Genomic DNA, 14,960 nt, shown 5'->3' with positions numbered 1-14,960 from the left:
GATGGGATTCGCCCGCACCTGCTCCGTCGCCCTCGTCGGCGTCGAAGGCGTCGTCGTCGAGGTCCAGGCCGACCTCGAACCGGGCGTCGCCGCCTTCACCCTCGTCGGCCTCCCCGACAAGAGCCTCAGCGAGAGCCGCGACCGGGTCCGCGCCGCCGTCGTGAACTCCGGCGCCGACTGGCCGCAGAAGAAGCTCACCGTCGGACTCAGCCCGGCGTCCGTCCCCAAGGGCGGCTCGGGATTCGACCTCGCCGTCGCCGCCGCGGTGCTCGGCGCCGCCGAGCGGATCGACCCGCGCGCCATCGCCGACCTCGTCCTCATCGGCGAGCTCGGCCTCGACGGACGCGTCCGGCCCGTCCGCGGCATCCTGCCCGCCGTGCTCGCCGCGGCGGACGCCGGATACCGCCAGGTCGTCGTCCCCGAACAGACCGCGGGCGAGGCCGCGCTCGTCCCCGGGGTGTCCGTCCTCGGCGTCCGCAGCCTCCGCCAACTCATCGCCGTCCTCACCGACGAACCCGTCCCCGCGGAGGAACCCGTGGAGGAAGGCCGCCCCGACGCCATGCTCGCGGGACTCCTCGTCCCCGGCGCGGGCATCGGCACCGGCCTCGCCTCCGACCCCACCGACCCCGCCGGAGGCCCCGACCTCGCCGACGTCGCCGGACAGCACCGCGCCCGCCGCGCCCTGGAGGTCGCCGCCGCCGGCAGCCATCACCTGCTGCTCTCCGGCCCACCCGGCGCCGGGAAGACCATGCTGGCCGAGCGCCTCCCCGGCATCCTCCCGCCCCTCACCCGGCAGGAGTCCCTGGAGGTCACCGCCGTCCACTCCGTCGCCGGGATCCTCCCGCCCGGAGAGCCCCTGGTCCACCGCGCCCCCTACTGCGCGCCCCACCACTCCGCGACGATGCAGTCCCTCGTCGGCGGCGGAAACGGACTCCCCAGGCCGGGCGCCGTCTCGCTGGCCCACCGCGGCATCCTGTTCCTCGACGAAGCCCCCGAGTTCTCCGGAAAGGCCCTCGACGCCCTCCGCCAACCCCTCGAATCCGGGCACGTCGTCATCGCCCGCGCCGCCGGCGTCGTACGGCTCCCCGCCCGCTTCCTCCTCGCCCTCGCCGCCAACCCCTGCCCCTGCGGACGGCACAGCCTGCAGGGCGCCGGCTGCGAATGCCCGGCCTCGCTCGTCCGGCGCTACCAGGCGCGCCTCTCCGGGCCCCTCCTCGACCGCGTCGACCTGCGCGTCGAGGTCGAACCCGTCACCCGCGCCGACCTCCTCGGCCAGGGCGACCGGGGCGAGAGCAGCGCCACCGTCGCGGCCCGCGTCCGCGAAGCCCGCGCCCGCGCCGCCGCCCGCCTCTCCGACACCCCCTGGACCGTCAACAGCGAGATCCCCGGGCACGAGCTGCGCACCCGCTACCTCGCCGCGCCCGGAGCCCTCGCCGCGGCCGAGCGCGACATCGAGCGCGGCCTCCTCACCGCCCGCGGCCTCGACCGCGTGCTCCGCGTCGCCTGGACCGTCGCCGACCTCGCCGGACACGACCGGCCCGACAGCCAGGACATCGCCCTCGCCCTCGAACTGCGCACCGGCATCACCCGCGGCGTGCCCGTCGGAGCGGGGGAGCGGGCATGAACCTCCCCGCCGCCCCGGACGAACGACAGGCCCGCGCCACCCTCAGCCGAGCCGTCGAGCCCGGCGACGAGCACGCCGGACGCTGGCTCCGGCGCTACGGAGCCACCGGCTTCCTCGACCGGCTCCTCCACACCGCCGACGCCTCCCCTTCCGGGGGCCCGGCCGACGACGACCTCTTTCCCGGCACCGGACAGAAACGCGTCGCCTCCTGGCGACTGCGCGCCACCGCCGCCGACCCGGACCGCGACCTCGCCACCATCCAGGACCTCGGCGGCCGCTTCCTCGTCCCCGGCGACACCGAGTGGCCCCGTCAACTCGACGACCTCGAAGACGCCCGCCCCGTCGGCCTCTGGGTCAGGGGCCCCGCCGACCTGCGGACCTGGGCCCTGCGCTCCGTCGCCCTCGTCGGCGCCCGAGCCTGCACCCCGTACGGCGCCCACACCGCCGCCGACCTCGCCACCGGCCTGGCACGCAAGGGCTGGGTCGTCGTCTCCGGAGCCGCCTACGGCATCGACGGCGCCGCCCACCGCGGCGCCCTCGCCGCCGCCGGGGCCACCGTCGCCGTCCTCGCCTGCGGCGTCGACTCCCCCTACCCCCGCGGCCACGACCAGCTCATCCGCCGCATCACCGAACAGGGCCTGGTCATCGGTGAGTTGCCGCCCGACAGCCACCCCACCCCCAGTCGCTTCATCACCCGCAACCGCGTCATCGCCGCCCTCACCCGGGGCACCGTCGTCGTCGAGGCCCAGCACCGCAGCGGCTCGCTCGTCACCGCCCGCGCCGCCGCCCGGCTCGGACGCCACACCATGGGCGTCCCCGGCCCCGTCACCAGCGCACTCTCCGCGGGCGTCCACGAACTCCTGCGCGGCGACGCCACCCTCGTCACCGACGCCGACGAGATCGTCGAACTCGTCGGCGACATGGGCCAGCTCGCCCCGACGCGCCGGGGACCCGTCCTTCCCCGCGACCTCCTCGCGCCCGCGGCGGCGCACGTCCTGGAGGCCGTCCCCGCCCGCGGCCCCACCCCCACGACCGTCATCGCCCGCCGCGCCGGGACCACCCCAGACGAGACCCTCGCCAGGCTGTACGAACTCCACTCGCTCGGCTTCGTCGAACGGCACGGTGACGGCTGGGAGTTGACGCGGCCCGGCACGTCGGCGTCGAACGCGCGGCGAGGCGGTGCTTGACCTGGCGCATTCGGGTGAAAAGGTGATGGCGATGACCAACCGAGTTCTCTCGGCCGCGCCCGAGGGGCCGACACGCGCCACGGCCCGGGTTCGAAGATGTGGCCGACGGCGTCCACCCGGACCGGCGCGATCCGCCGATGTTCGCGCACCGCGACCGCGCACTCACGCTACGCTCACCAGGATTCCGTCCAGGACGCTTCCACCGACGTACCCGACAGCAGAACGGCTCAAGGCAACGCATGCCCCAGCACACCTCCGGGTCTGACCGCGCTGCGGTGCCCCCAGCAGCCCGGGGCACCGTGCGACCACCCGCACCGACCTCCCTCGACGAACTGTGGCGGTCGTACAAGGACACGGGCGACGAGCGCCTGCGGGAGCAGCTGATCCTGCACTACTCGCCCCTCGTCAAGTACGTCGCCGGCCGTGTCAGCGTCGGCCTGCCGTCCAACGTGGAGCAGGCCGACTTCGTCTCCTCCGGGGTCTTCGGCCTCATCGACGCCATCGAGAAGTTCGACGTCGAGCGGGCCATCAAGTTCGAGACGTACGCGATCACCCGCATCCGCGGCGCCATGATCGACGAGCTCCGCGCCCTCGACTGGATCCCCCGCTCCGTCCGCCAGAAGGCCCGCAACGTCGAGCGCGCCTACGCGACCCTCGAAGCCCAGCTCAGGCGCACCCCCTCCGAGAGCGAGGTGGCCGCGGAGATGGACGTCACGCTGGAGGAACTGCACGCTGTTTTCAGCCAGTTGTCGCTGGCGAACGTGGTCGCCCTGGAAGAGCTGCTCCACGTCGGCGGCGAAGGCGGTGACCGGCTCTCCCTGATGGACACCCTCGAGGACACCGCCGCCGACGACCCCGTCGAGGTCGCCGAGGACCGCGAGCTGCGCCGACTGCTCGCCCGTGCCATCAACACGCTCCCCGAGCGGGAGAAGACCGTCGTCACGCTCTACTACTACGAGGGCCTGACCCTCGCCGAGATCGGCCACGTCCTCGGCGTCACCGAGAGCCGCGTCAGCCAGATCCACACCAAGTCCGTCCTCCAGCTCCGCGCCAAGCTGGCCGACGTCGGACGCTGACCCGGCGCGGTCCGGTCGTACAGTGGAGCCGTGCCCAGGATTCGAGCGGCCTCGGTGGCCGAGCACCGGACGATGCAGCGCGGCGCCCTCCTGGACGCCGCGCGTTCCCTGCTGTCCGAGGGCGGTACGGAGGCGCTGACCTTCCCCGCACTCGCCGAGCGCACGGGCCTGGCCCGCTCCTCGGTGTACGAGTACTTCCGATCGCGCGCGGCCGTCGTCGAGGAGCTGTGCGCCGTCGACTTCCCCGTCTGGGCCGCCGAGGTCGAGGCCGCGATGGACGCGGCCGACACCCCGCAGGGCAAGGTCGAGGCGTACGTCCGCACGCAGCTGCAGCTCGTCGGGGACCGACGTCACCGCGCGGTCGTCGCGATCTCGGCGAGCGAGCTCGACGACGGCGCCCGCGAGAAGATCAGGGCGGCGCACGGAGGCCTCGTCGCCATGATCGTCGAAGCCCTCGCCGCGCTGGGTCAGCCCCAGCCCCGCCTCGGCGCCATGCTTCTCCAGGGCGTCGTGGACGCCGCGGTCCGCCGTATCGAACTCGGCGCCGCGGAGAACCCGACGGAGATCGCCGAGGCGGCGGTCACGATGGCCCTCCACGGGGTCGACGGCCCGCCGGCCTGACCACCCCCGCGCCCGTCCCCGGTCATCCGCCCGTCGGCAGCAGGCGCGAAGGGGCTCTCCTGGTCAGGACCAGGGGGTTCAGATAGACGTCGCCACGGAGCAGGCCCCAGTGGAGACAGCTCTCCGGGCAGTGCGCGCCCGGTGACACCCGGGCGATCGGGGTGCCCGCACGGACCGTGGTGCCCGCCCGCACCGACGGGGTCACCGGGGAGAAGGTCGTCCTGAGCGGGGGAGTGCCCGTACCCGGCAGGGTGAGGGTGAGGACGCCCCGGCCGCCGACCGGGCCCGCGAAGGTGACCGTCCCGGCCGCCGGCGCCAGCACCGTGGTGCCCGGGGGCGCGGCCAGGTCGACGCCGCGGTGCCCGGCGGCGTACGGCCCGGCCGGGGGCTGCCAGCCGCGGACGATCACGGGCGGCGGCGGACCCACGGGCCACAGCAGCCCGAGGGTGAGGATCAGTGCCATGAGATGCATGGCAGCAGGCTCCCCGGAGTGACCGGGCCTGACCGTTCGCACACGGTTTCTGTGGACCACCCGCAGCTTGTGGACAGCGCCGTCACCCGCCGCTCCCGGGGTCCCGTACACTTCCTATGGCGACCCGGGTCACCGGGTCGACTTCGCACGCCCCGCCACCCAGCCCTCACCGGTCGGTGGCAGCGCCTTTCGGTCCCTCGTGGCACGGCGCGTCGGGGCGTCAGGACATAACCGAGAAACCCAAGGAGATACGGCCATGGCCGTCGTCACGATGCGGGAGCTGCTGGAGAGCGGCGTCCACTTCGGTCACCAGACCCGTCGCTGGAACCCGAAGATGAAGCGCTTCATCTTCACCGAGCGCAACGGCATCTACATCATCGACCTGCTCCAGTCGCTGTCGTACATCGACCGCGCCTACGAGTTCGTCAAGGAGACCGTCGCGCACGGCGGCTCCATCATGTTCGTCGGTACGAAGAAGCAGGCCCAGGAGGCCATCGCCGAGCAGGCGACGCGTGTCGGCATGCCGTACGTCAACCAGCGTTGGCTCGGTGGCATGCTCACCAACTTCTCCACCGTCTACAAGCGTCTGCAGCGCCTCAAGGAGCTCGAGCAGATCGACTTCGAGGACGTGGCCGCCTCCGGCCTCACCAAGAAGGAGCTCCTGGTCCTCTCGCGCGAGAAGGCCAAGCTGGAGAAGACCCTCGGTGGCATCCGCGAGATGCAGAAGGTGCCCAGCGCCGTCTGGATCGTCGACACCAAGAAGGAGCACATCGCCGTCGGTGAGGCGCGCAAGCTCCACATCCCGGTCGTCGCGATCCTCGACACCAACTGCGACCCCGACGAGGTCGACTACAAGATCCCGGGCAACGACGACGCGATCCGCTCCGTCACCCTGCTCACCCGCGTGATCGCCGACGCCGTCGCCGAGGGCCTCATCGCCCGCTCCGGCGCCGCGACCGGCGACTCGAAGCCGGGCGAGAAGGCCCAGGGCGAGCCGCTCGCCGAGTGGGAGCGCGACCTGCTCGAGGGTGAGAAGAAGGCCGACGAGGCTGCCGAGGCCCCCGCCGCCGCCGAGGCGCCCGCCGCCGAGGCCACCGAGGCTCCGGCCGAGGCCGCCGCCGAGGCCACCGAGGCCCCGGCCGCGGACGCCGAGCAGGCCTGACCCTTCAGGACCCTTCGGGTGATGACGGCGGGGGCCCACGAAGCCCCCGCCGTCCACCCGTAGACCCGCCCGATCTTTCAGACTTCGAGAGAGAAACAGACTCATGGCGAACTACACCGCCGCTGACGTCAAGAAGCTCCGCGAGCTCACCGGCGCCGGCATGATGGACTGCAAGAAGGCCCTCGACGAGGCCGACGGCAACGTCGACAAGGCCGTCGAGGCCCTGCGCATCAAGGGCCAGAAGGGTGTCGCCAAGCGTGAGGGCCGCTCCGCCGAGAACGGCGCCGTGGTCTCCCTCATCGCCGACGACAACACCTCCGGCGTCCTCGTCGAGCTGAAGTGCGAGACGGACTTCGTCGCCAAGGGTGACAAGTTCCAGGCCGTCGCCGACAAGCTCGCCGCCCACGTCGCCGCCACCTCCCCGGCCGACCTGGACGCGCTGCTCGCCTCCGAGATCGAGGCCGGCAAGACCGTGCAGGCGTTCGTCGACGAGGCCAACGCCAACCTTGGCGAGAAGATCGTCCTGGACCGCTTCGCGCAGTACGCCGACGGCTTCGTCTTCTCGTACATGCACCGCACCATGCCGGACCTCCCGCCGCAGATCGGTGTCCTCGTCGAGTTCGACAAGGCCGACGCCGCCGTCGCCAAGGGCATCGCCCAGCACATCGCCGCCTTCGCGCCGAAGTACCTCACCCGTGAGGACGTCCCGGCCGAGGTCGTCGAGACCGAGCGTCGCGTCGCCGAGGAGACCACCCGCGCCGAGGGCAAGCCCGAGGCCGCGCTCCCGAAGATCGTCGAGGGTCGCGTGAACGGCTTCTTCAAGGACGCGACGCTGCTCGGTCAGCCGTACGCCCTTGACAACAAGAAGTCCGTCCAGCAGATCCTGGACGAGGCCGGTGTCACCCTGAAGCGCTTCACCCGCATCAAGGTCGGCATCTGAGTCCGTACGCGAACGCGACGGACGCCGGACCCCCCGGTAGGGTCTGAGGCAGTCGTCCGCGCACGCGCAGGACGACCGCAGATCTGACAGGAGGCCATTGCCGTACGGGAAACCGCGAGGACCCAAGGCAATGGCCTCCTTCGTATGTGCACGAGGAGATCTCCATGAACCAGGGCGCCGTACATCAGGGCGACGACAACAACGGCAGGACGGCCGGGCGCTACATGCTGAAGCTGTCCGGAGAGGCCTTCTCCGGCGGTACCGGTCTGGGTGTCGACCCCAACGTCGTGCACGCCATCGCGCGTGAGATCGCGGCGGTCGTCCGCGACGGCGCGGAGATCGCGGTGGTGATCGGCGGCGGCAACTTCTTCCGCGGCGCCGAACTCCAGCAGCGCGGCATGGACCGGGCCCGCTCCGACTACATGGGCATGCTCGGCACCGTGATGAACTGCCTCGCCCTCCAGGACTTCCTGGAGAAGGAGGGCATCGACTCACGCGTCCAGACCGCCATCACCATGGGCCAGGTCGCCGAGCCCTACATCCCGCTGCGCGCCGTGCGCCACCTGGAGAAGGGCCGCGTGGTCATCTTCGGTGCGGGCATGGGCATGCCGTACTTCTCCACGGACACCACCGCCGCCCAGCGTGCCCTGGAGATCGACGCCGAGGCCCTGCTCATGGGCAAGAACGGCGTGGACGGTGTCTACGACTCCGACCCGAAGGCCAACCCCGACGCGGTCAAGTTCGACGCACTGGAGTACGGCGAGGTGCTCGCCCGTGACCTCAAGGTCGCCGACGCCACCGCCATCACCCTGTGCCGGGACAACAACCTCCCGATCCTCGTCTTCGAACTGCTCACCGAGGGCAATATCGCTCGCGCGGTGAAGGGTGAGAAGATCGGCACGCTCGTGAGCGACCAGGGCACCCGGGCCTGACCCGAACCGGGGAACCGCCCCGCAAGGGGATGGACAGAGCCCTGCCGGTCGTACACCGTGCAGGACACAACGCGACGACACGCAGGAGCATGTGGTGATCGAAGAGACCCTCCTCGAGGCCGAGGAGAAGATGGAGAAGGCCGTCGTGGTCGCCAAGGAGGACTTCGCCGCGATCCGCACCGGCCGTGCGCACCCGGCGATGTTCAACAAGATCGTGGCGGACTACTACGGTGCCATCACCCCCATCAACCAGCTGGCGTCCTTCTCCGTCCCGGAGCCTCGGATGGCCGTGGTGACCCCGTTCGACAAGAGCGCGCTGCGCAACATCGAGCAGGCGATCCGGGACTCGGACCTCGGCGTCAACCCGAGCAACGACGGCAACATCATCCGGGTGGTCTTCCCCGAGCTGACCGAGGAGCGCCGCCGGGAGTACATCAAGGTCGCCAAGGGCAAGGCCGAGGACTCGAAGATCTCGATCCGCTCGGTGCGCCGCAAGGCCAAGGAGACCATCGACAAGCTCGTCAAGGACGGCGAGGTCGGCGAGGACGAGGGCCGCCGCGGCGAGAAGGAGCTCGACGACACCACCGCGAAGTACGTCTCGCAGGTGGACGAGCTGCTCAAGCACAAGGAAGCCGAGCTGCTCGAGGTCTGATGAACGACTCTTCCTGGGGGGCCCCGGCCGGTTCCGGCCGTAGGGGACCCGACCAGGGGCCCGCCCCGGCGGGTCCCGCATACGATCGGCATCAGGCGGCGCAGACTCGGCCCATGCCCATCGTGCCCGACGTTCCCGCCGGCGGATTCCAGGACGGTCATGGACGGGGGGCCGCTCACCCGAGCGGTCCCCTGTTCCGTGACGAGACGCCGCACGAGCACCCGCAGGAGCCCATGCACCGCCCCACCCCGCCTCCGCCGCCCGCGCCGCAGGCGCCACGGCCGAAGAAGAGCGCGGGGCGTGACCTGGGCGCCGCCATAGGGGTGGGGGTCGGTCTCGGCGCCGTCATCATCGCGTCGCTGTTCGTCTGGAAGGCCGCGTTCATCGGGGTCATAGCGGTCGCCGTGGTGGTCGGTCTCTGGGAGCTCACCTCCCGCCTCCAGGAGCGCAAGGGGATCAAGGCTCCACTGGTCCCGCTCGCGGTCGGCGGCGCGGCGATGGTCGTCGCCGGCTACGTCCGGGGTGCCGAGGGCGCCTGGGTGGCGATGGCGCTGACGGCGCTCGCGGTGCTCGTGTGGCGGATGACGGAGCCTCCCGAGGGCTATCTGAAGGACGTCACGGCGGGTGTGTTCGCCGCGTTCTACGTGCCGTTCCTTGCGACCTTCGTGGCGCTGCTGCTGACCGCCGGCGACGGCCCGCAGCGGGTGCTGACCTTCCTGCTCCTGACTGTGGTCAGCGACACCGGGGCGTACGCGATCGGCTGGCGCTTCGGCAAGCACAAGCTGGCTCCGAGGATCAGCCCCGGCAAGACCCGCGAGGGTCTGCTGGGCGCGGTGACGTTCGCGATGGCGGCGGGCGCGCTGTGCATGGAGTTCCTGATCGAGGACGGGGCCTGGTGGCAGGGCCTGATCATCGGTTTCGCGGTGGCGGCGAGCGCGACGCTCGGTGACCTCGGCGAGTCGATGATCAAGCGTGACCTGGGCATCAAGGACATGGGCACGCTGCTGCCGGGCCACGGCGGCATCATGGACCGCCTCGACTCGCTGCTGCCGACGGCACCGGTGGTCTGGCTGCTGCTCGCGTTGTTCGTCGGAACCGCCTGACCTGCGGTTCCTCACGAGTAGGGCTCGTCGTCCCCCGGGGCGGCGGGCCCTCCTTCGTATCTCTGCGACACTGGTATCACCATGCCCAAGCCCGGAGAACTCACTTTCGTCGCCCCCCGCGGAGCCAAGAAGCCGCCGCGGCACCTGGCCGACCTCACGCCCGCCGAGCGGAAGGAGGCCGTCGCCGCGATCGGCGAGAAGCCCTTCCGCGCCAAGCAGCTGTCCACCCACTACTTCGCGCGGTACGCGCACGACCCCGCCGAGTGGACCGACATCCCGGCCTCCGCGCGGGAGAAGCTCGCCGGGGAGCTGCTGCCCGATCTGATGTCCGTGGTGCGGCACATCTCGTGCGACGACGACACCACCCGCAAGACCCTGTGGCGGCTGCACGACGGCACGCTCGTCGAGTCGGTGCTCATGCGCTACCCGGACCGGGTGACCATGTGCATCTCCTCGCAGGCCGGCTGCGGGATGAACTGCCCGTTCTGCGCGACCGGGCAGGCCGGCCTCGACCGGAACCTGTCGACCGCCGAGATCGTGCACCAGATCGTGGACGGCATGCGGTCCCTGCGCGACGGGGAGGTGCCCGGGGGACCGGCGCGGCTCTCCAACATCGTGTTCATGGGCATGGGCGAGCCGCTCGCCAACTACAAGCGGGTCGTCGGCGCCATCCGGCGGCTCACCGACCCCGAGCCGGACGGTCTGGGCCTCTCCCAGCGCGGGATCACCGTCTCGACGGTCGGCCTGGTGCCGGCCATGCTGCGCTTCGCCGACGAGGGCTTCAAGTGCCGTCTCGCCGTCTCGCTGCACGCCCCGGACGACGAGCTGCGGGACACCCTGGTGCCGGTGAACACGCGCTGGAAGGTGCGAGAGGTCCTCGACGCGGCCTGGGAGTACGCGGAGAAGTCCGGGCGCCGGATCTCCATCGAGTACGCGCTCATCCGGGACATCAACGACCAGGCCTGGCGCGGCGACCTCCTCGGCCGGCTCCTCAAGGGCCGACGGGTGCACGTCAACCTCATCCCGCTGAACCCGACGCCCGGTTCGAAGTGGACCGCCTCCCGTCCCGAGGACGAGAAGGCCTTCGTCGAGGCCATCGCGCGCCACGGCGTCCCGGTGACCGTGCGGGACACCCGAGGTCAGGAGATCGACGGTGCCTGTGGACAGCTGGCCGCCGCCGAACGCTGAGCTTGTACTCTGAGCTCGAACACATCTCCATATTCCGACAGGGGAGCGCCACAGCGCTGAGAGTGCGGTGTCCGTCAGACCGCAGACCCTCTGAACCTCGCCCAGGTCATTCTGGGTAGGAAGTTCGGTCGTAACTCAAGCTGTTGCGCCCTGCCCGCGTCCGGTCCGCCGGTCGCGGGCGGGGCCGCGTCTCTTCCTGGTCATACCCAGGAGGAATCTCAGTGAGCACCAAGAAGACGGCTGCCGCCGCGCTCGTCGCCGCGCTGGGCGTCAGCACCCTCGCCGCCTGCGGCACGGAGGACGTCCGCGACGGCGCGGGCACGTCGGGCGCGCCCGCCCCCAAGACCGTGACGCTCGTCAGCCACGACTCCTTCAACGCCTCCAAGGAGGTGCTGGCGGAGTTCACGAAGAAGACCGGTCTCACCGTCAAGGTCCTCAAGAGCGGGGACGCGGGCGAGGCCGTCAACAAGGAGATCCTGACCAAGGGCTCCCCTCAGGGTGACGTCTTCTTCGGCGTCGACAACACCCTGCTCTCCCGCGCCCTCGACAACGGCATCTTCGTCCCGTACGAGGCGAAGGGCCTGGACCGCGTCCCGGCCGAGTACCGGCTCGACAAGGAGAACCGGGTCACGCCGATCGACTCCGGCGACATCTGCGTCAACTACGACAAGAAGTACTTCGCCGACAAGAAGCTCGCGCCGCCGCAGACCTTCGACGACCTGGCGAAGCCGGCGTACAAGGACCTGCTCGTCGTCGAGAACCCCGAGCGCTCCTCCCCGGGCCTCGGCTTCCTCCTCGGTACGGCCGCGAAGTACGGAGACGACGGCTGGCAGGACTACTGGTCGAAGCTCAAGGCCAACGGGGTGAAGACCGTCGACAGCTGGGAGCTCGCCTACAACCAGGAGTTCTCCGGCTCGGCCGGCGGCAAGCAGGCCAAGGGCGACCGGCCGCTCGTGGTGTCCTACGCCTCCAGCCCTCCGGTCGAGGTGCTGTACGGAGAGCCGCAGCCCAAGGTGGCGCCCACCGGCGTCTCCACCGGCACCTGCTTCCGGCAGACCGAGTTCGCCGGCCTGCTGGACGGGGCGAAGAACCCGGACGGCGGCAAGGCGCTGATCGACTTCCTGATCTCGAAGACGTTCCAGGAGGACATGCCGCTGCAGATGTTCGTGAACCCGGTCGCGAAGGACGCGGCCCTGCCGGAGCTGTTCACGAAGCACGGCGTGGTCGTCGCCAAGCCGGAGACCATGGCGCCGGAGAAGATCGCCGAGAAGCGTGACGCGTGGATCCAGCAGTGGTCGTCGCTCGTCCTGAAGTAGGGCGCGACCGCCGGGGGAGCGCGGCGCGGCTGGGGCTCATGGCCCTGCCCGTCGCGTTCTTCGGGGTCTTCTTCGCCTGGCCCGTGGCCTCGATCGTCGAGCGCGGGCTGAGGCCCGACGGGACCTGGCGGTTCGGGCGGATCGGCGACACGCTGAGCCGGCCGGACATCCTCGACGTGCTCGGCTTCACGGCCTGGCAGGCGCTCGCCTCCACGGCGCTGACGCTGCTCGTCGCGCTGCCCGGGGCGTACGTCTTCGCCCGCTTCGACTTCCCCGGCAAGGGCGTGCTGCGGGCCGTGGTGACGGTGCCGTTCGTACTGCCGACGGTCCTGGTCGGCACGGCGTTCCTGGCGCTCGTGGGCCGGGGCGGGCTGACGGACGAGCTGTGGGGGCTGCGGCTCGACACGAGCGTGTGGGCGATCCTCCTCGCGCACGTCTTCTTCAACTACGCCGTGGTCGTACGGACCGTCGGCGGGCTCTGGTCCCAGCTGGACCCGCGCCAGGAGGAGGCCGCCCGGGTGCTCGGCGCCTCGCGCTGGACGGCCTGGCGGACGGTGACGCTGCCCGCCCTCGTCCCTGCGGTGTCGGCGGCCGCCCTGATGGTCTTCCTCTTCACCTTCACCTCCTTCGGCGTCGTGCAGATCCTCGGCGGGAACCGGTACTCCACCCTGGAGGCGGAGATCTACCGGCAGACCGCGCGGCTGCTCGACCTGCCGACGGCCGCCGTCCTGACCCTCGTCCAGTTCGTGGCGGTCGGCGCGATCCTGGCCGTCCACGCCCGGACGGTACGGAGGCGGGAGACGGCCCTGCGGCTCGTACCACCGGAGCGGACCGCGCGGCGGCCGCGCGGGGTCGGACAGTGGGCGCTGCTCGGAGGCGTCCTCGTCTCGGTGGCGCTGCTGATCCTGCTGCCGCTGGGCGTGCTGGTGGAACGCTCCTTCGCCGGGCCCGGCGGCTACGGGCTCGGCTACTACCGGGCGCTCGGCTCGCTCGACGAGTCCGGCACCTTCCTCGTACCGCCCCTGGAGGCGATCGGGAACTCGCTGCGGTACGCGGTGGCCGCCACCGGCATCGCGGTGCTGATCGGCGGGCTCGCGGCGGCGGCGCTCACCCGGCGCGCGGGGCGGCTCGTGCGCGGCTTCGACGCGCTGCTCATGCTGCCGCTCGGGGTGTCCGCGGTGACCGTCGGCTTCGGCTTCCTCATCACCCTCGACGAACCGCCGTTCGACCTGCGGGCCAGCTGGATCCTGGTGCCCCTGGCGCAGGCCCTGGTCGGGGTCCCGTTCGTCGTGCGGACGATGCTGCCGGTGCTGCGGGCGGTCGACGAGCGGCTGCGGGAGGCGGCGGCCGTGCTCGGCGCCTCGCCGTGGCGGGCATGGCGTGAGGTGGACCTGCCGCTGGTGCGGCGGGCGCTGCTGATCGCCGCCGGGTTCGCCTTCGCGGTCTCGCTCGGCGAGTTCGGCGCGACGGTGTTCATCGCCCGGCCCGACAGCCCGACGCTCCCGGTGGCGGTGGCCCGGCTCCTGGGGCGGCCCGGCGAACTCAACTACGGCCAGGCGATGGCCCTCTCGACGATCCTCATGGTGGTGTGCGCGGTGTCCCTGCTGCTGATCGAACGGGTCCGGACCGACCGCACCTCCGGGGAGTTCTGATGCTGAGACTCGACGGGGCGACCGTACGGTTCGGGGAGCGGGCCGCGCTCGACGCCGTGGACCTGGAGGTCGCCGACCACGAGATCGTGTGCGTCCTCGGGCCGAGCGGCAGCGGCAAGTCCACGCTGCTGCGGGCCGTCGCCGGGCTCCAGGCGCTCGACCGCGGCCGGGTCCTGCTCGGCGGCGCCGACCAGGACGGGGTGCCCGTGCACCGGCGCGGGGTCGGCCTGATGTTCCAGGACCACCAGCTGTTCCCGCAGCGGGACGTGGGCGGCAACGTGGCCTTCGGGCTGCGGATGCGGGGGGCGGGCCGCGCCGAACAGACCGGACGGGTGGCGGAGCTGCTCGACCTCGTCGGTCTGCCGGGCGCCGAGCGGCGGTCCGTCGCCGCGCTGTCCGGCGGCGAGCAGCAGCGGGTGGCACTGGCCCGCGCCCTGGCGCCCCGGCCCCGGCTGCTCATGCTGGACGAACCCCTCGGCCAGCTGGACCGGGGACTGCGGGAGCGGCTCGTGGTGGAGCTGCGGCAGCTGTTCGGGCGCCTGGGGACGACGGTCCTCGCGGTGACCCACGACCAGGGCGAGGCCTTCGCGCTCGCGGACCGGGTCGTGGTCATGCGGGACGGGCGGATCGCCCAGTCGGGTGCGCCCGTCGAGGTGTGGTCGCGGCCGGCCTCGGAGTTCGTGGCCCGCTTCCTCGGCTTCGACAACGTGGTCGCGGCGCGGGTGAGCGGGACGGTCGCGGACACGGTGTGGGGGAAGGTCCCGGTGCCGGCGGACGCGCCGCAGGGCGAGCGGCGGCTCCTGGTCAGGCCGGGCGGGGTACGGATCGAGGCCGGGGGCCTGAGCTGCCGGGTCGAGTCCCGGACGTTCCGCGGCAGCCATGTGGCGGTACGCCTCCGCCCGGCGGAGGGCCCGACGCTGGAGGCCGAGCTCCCGCTGCGGGAGGTCCCGGCGGAGGGGGCCGAGGTGGGGGTGGCCTTCCGGGCGGAGGACGTCGTGGTGCTCGGCGACGACACGCCGTGGCGCGTGCGATGAG

General features: G+C 71.9%; 14 protein-coding genes. 13 read left to right on the top strand and 1 reads right to left on the bottom strand.

The window, feature by feature from the left end; genetic code table 11:
* Position 1 precedes the first annotated feature (1 nt).
* From AMK29_RS30175 to AMK29_RS30160, 4 genes are all read left to right on the top strand, one after another.
* A complete protein-coding gene (locus AMK29_RS30175) occupies positions 2 to 1,624 on the top strand; it encodes a YifB family Mg chelatase-like AAA ATPase (protein ID WP_073819015.1) in 1,623 nt (540 codons plus the stop codon).
* Positions 1,621 to 2,811, top strand: coding sequence for a DNA-processing protein DprA (gene dprA / locus AMK29_RS30170; protein ID WP_073819014.1), 1,191 nt, complete (start codon positions 1,621 to 1,623; stop codon positions 2,809 to 2,811). The genes AMK29_RS30175 and dprA overlap by 4 nt, the downstream gene beginning before the upstream one ends.
* 239 nt (positions 2,812 to 3,050) lie before the next feature.
* On the top strand, positions 3,051 to 3,887 hold the full coding sequence (gene whiG / locus AMK29_RS30165) for an RNA polymerase sigma factor WhiG (RefSeq protein WP_073819012.1): 837 nt from the start codon (positions 3,051 to 3,053) through the stop codon (positions 3,885 to 3,887).
* A gap of 54 nt (positions 3,888 to 3,941) precedes the next feature.
* Positions 3,942 to 4,508, top strand: a complete 567-nt coding sequence (locus AMK29_RS30160) for a TetR/AcrR family transcriptional regulator (RefSeq protein ID WP_073819010.1) — start codon at positions 3,942 to 3,944, stop codon at positions 4,506 to 4,508.
* Positions 4,509 to 4,530: 22 nt separating this feature from the next.
* Here the strand turns inward: AMK29_RS30160 and AMK29_RS30155 are convergent, their stop codons facing one another.
* The gene (locus tag AMK29_RS30155; protein WP_073819007.1) at positions 4,531 to 4,980 is read right to left on the bottom strand and encodes a M23 family metallopeptidase; all 450 of its coding nucleotides are present in this window, start codon (positions 4,978 to 4,980) and stop codon (positions 4,531 to 4,533) included.
* Between the two features lie 256 nt (positions 4,981 to 5,236).
* Between AMK29_RS30155 and rpsB the strand changes: the two genes are divergently transcribed.
* From rpsB to AMK29_RS30110, 9 genes are all read left to right on the top strand, one after another.
* Positions 5,237 to 6,142, top strand: a complete 906-nt coding sequence (rpsB, locus tag AMK29_RS30150; RefSeq protein ID WP_073819005.1) for a 30S ribosomal protein S2 — start codon at positions 5,237 to 5,239, stop codon at positions 6,140 to 6,142.
* A gap of 103 nt (positions 6,143 to 6,245) precedes the next feature.
* Positions 6,246 to 7,082, top strand: coding sequence for a translation elongation factor Ts (gene tsf / locus AMK29_RS30145; RefSeq protein ID WP_030551002.1), 837 nt, complete (start codon positions 6,246 to 6,248; stop codon positions 7,080 to 7,082).
* 164 nt (positions 7,083 to 7,246) lie between these two features.
* Complete coding sequence (gene pyrH, locus AMK29_RS30140) at positions 7,247 to 8,014, top strand: UMP kinase (RefSeq protein WP_073819239.1); 768 nt, start codon at positions 7,247 to 7,249, stop codon at positions 8,012 to 8,014.
* Positions 8,015 to 8,108: 94 nt separating this feature from the next.
* A complete protein-coding gene (frr, locus tag AMK29_RS30135) occupies positions 8,109 to 8,666 on the top strand; it encodes a ribosome recycling factor (RefSeq protein WP_073819003.1) in 558 nt (185 codons plus the stop codon).
* A complete protein-coding gene (locus AMK29_RS30130; RefSeq protein WP_073819001.1) occupies positions 8,666 to 9,769 on the top strand; it encodes a phosphatidate cytidylyltransferase in 1,104 nt (367 codons plus the stop codon). The genes frr and AMK29_RS30130 overlap by 1 nt, the downstream gene beginning before the upstream one ends.
* 81 nt (positions 9,770 to 9,850) lie before the next feature.
* Positions 9,851 to 10,957: a 23S rRNA (adenine(2503)-C(2))-methyltransferase RlmN gene (rlmN, locus tag AMK29_RS30125; RefSeq protein ID WP_073818998.1), complete on the top strand. Its 1,107-nt coding sequence runs from the start codon at positions 9,851 to 9,853 to the stop codon at positions 10,955 to 10,957.
* A 221-nt stretch (positions 10,958 to 11,178) separates the two neighbouring features.
* Positions 11,179 to 12,273, top strand: a complete 1,095-nt coding sequence (locus tag AMK29_RS30120; RefSeq protein WP_073818996.1) for a thiamine ABC transporter substrate-binding protein — start codon at positions 11,179 to 11,181, stop codon at positions 12,271 to 12,273.
* Positions 12,274 to 12,311: 38 nt separating this feature from the next.
* Complete coding sequence (locus tag AMK29_RS30115; RefSeq protein WP_073818994.1) at positions 12,312 to 13,925, top strand: ABC transporter permease; 1,614 nt, start codon at positions 12,312 to 12,314, stop codon at positions 13,923 to 13,925.
* Positions 13,925 to 14,959 carry an ABC transporter ATP-binding protein gene (locus AMK29_RS30110; RefSeq protein ID WP_073818992.1) on the top strand — a complete coding sequence of 345 codons (1,035 nt, stop codon included), beginning with the start codon at positions 13,925 to 13,927 and terminating at the stop codon, positions 14,957 to 14,959. The genes AMK29_RS30115 and AMK29_RS30110 overlap by 1 nt, the downstream gene beginning before the upstream one ends.
* Position 14,960 lies beyond the last annotated feature (1 nt).

It is taken from the genome of Streptomyces sp. CB02261, assembly GCF_001905665.1.
In the GTDB taxonomy this organism is placed as follows: Bacteria; Actinomycetota; Actinomycetes; order Streptomycetales; family Streptomycetaceae; genus Streptomyces.
Note: the sequence above shows the minus strand (reverse complement) of the source record. Positions and strands in the feature narration are given on the sequence as shown.